A 1482-nucleotide genomic window follows, 5' to 3' on the forward strand; every position below is an offset into this window, starting at 1 on the left:
GGCGGATTCCAGGGGTCGTCGCAACACCGCTGGTCAGTAGGCCGGTTGCAGTAGAGCACGCAGACGCTGGGCTGGGGTCTGCCAGTCCAGCGTCTTGCGTGGTCGGCCGTTGAGCTGCTGGGCAACGTGTTCGAGGTCGGCGGGGCCGTGGGCGGCCAGGTCAGTTCCCTTGGGGAAGTACTGGCGGAGTAGTCCGTTGGTGTTCTCGTTGGAGCCGCGTTGCCAGGGGCTGGCCGGGTCGCAGAAGTAGACCGGCATGCCGGTAGCCATGCTGAAGGATCGGTGAGCGGCCATCTCCGCGCCCTGGTCCCAGGTCAGAGAGCCGCGTAGATGCCCGGGCAGCGTGGCCATGGTGGCCACGAGCTGATCGCGGACTGCCTCGGCGGTCCGCCCGTTGGGTAGGTGCACCAGCATCACGTAGCGGGTGGTGCGCTCGACCAGGGTGCCGATCGCCGATGCACCGTCGGCGCCGATGATCAGGTCGCCTTCCCAGTGCCCGGGCACGGCACGGTCCTCGACCTCGGCAGGCCGCTCGCTGATCATGACCATCGGGTCGGTGAACCGGGAGGTGCGGGCGGCGGGATCGCGGTGAGGTGTGCGGCGGGTTCGCCCGGTCCGCAACGCGACGGCCAGTTCCCGGCGCAGTCCGCCGCGGGCTTGGAGGTAGATGGCCTGGTAGATCGTCTCGGTGCTCACCTGCATGTCCTGGTCACCGGGGTGATCCTGACGCAGGGTGTGGTGGATCTGCTCCGGTGACCAGCGCTCATCCAGCCCGGCCTGCACCGCCGCGCGCAGCGGCCCGTCGGTGGCCAGCTTGGCCGTCTTGGGTCGTGCCCGGCGTCCTGCAGCTGCGCGGTGGGCGCCGTGGGGCCGGTAGGCGCCGCCGGGGTCGGTGTTGCGGGTCAGCTCGCGGCTGACCGTGCAGGGCGGACGGTCCAGTGCTGCAGCGACGTGGCGGATCGAGTGGCCCGCGGCGCGCAGGTCGGCGATCTGCTCCCGCTCGGCCAGGCTCAGGAAGCGGTGGTGCAGCACCTTCTCCACCGCCGGCAACGATGGCTGGTGGGTGATCGTGCCGGCGGCGTAGTCCACGACCCGACCATCGGGATGCAGCCGCCGGGAGTTGACCTTGCGGATGCCCTTGTCCCAGTCCTGCGCGGTGCGCACGTTGACCCCGACCGACGCCGCAGCCGCCCGCCGGGTGGCACCACCAGCCCGCAGACGCTCGTACTCACCGCGACCGGGATGCCCGGTGTACTGGCGTCGTGACCGCACACCGGCAGCGCGGGTCCAACCAGCCGCCAAGCTGCGCCCGACTCCGACCTCGGCCGCTGACACCGTGACGCTGCCAGTGCGATCGAAGGATGCAAAGAACGCCGCCTTCACCCGCACGCGATCCCGAGCTGGGTCTGAGATGTCCTGGAACGACACGGTCGCTGCAACTCCCGAAGTGCTCGGGTGTTGCAGCGACCGTTAGAACCCGCC

1 protein-coding gene is annotated in these 1482 nt (G+C 70.2%); it reads right to left on the reverse strand.

Going from position 1 to position 1482, the window contains the following annotated elements; genetic code table 11:
• Positions 1–33 precede the first annotated feature (33 nt).
• A complete protein-coding gene (locus UXQ13_RS23535) occupies positions 34–1218 on the reverse strand; it encodes an IS30 family transposase (protein WP_380095525.1) in 1185 nt (394 codons plus the stop codon).
• Between the last annotated feature and the right edge of the window lie 264 nt (positions 1219–1482).

Origin of the sequence: Klenkia terrae (assembly GCF_037083865.1) — a bacterium.
GTDB classification, from domain to species: domain Bacteria; phylum Actinomycetota; class Actinomycetes; order Mycobacteriales; family Geodermatophilaceae; genus Klenkia; species Klenkia terrae.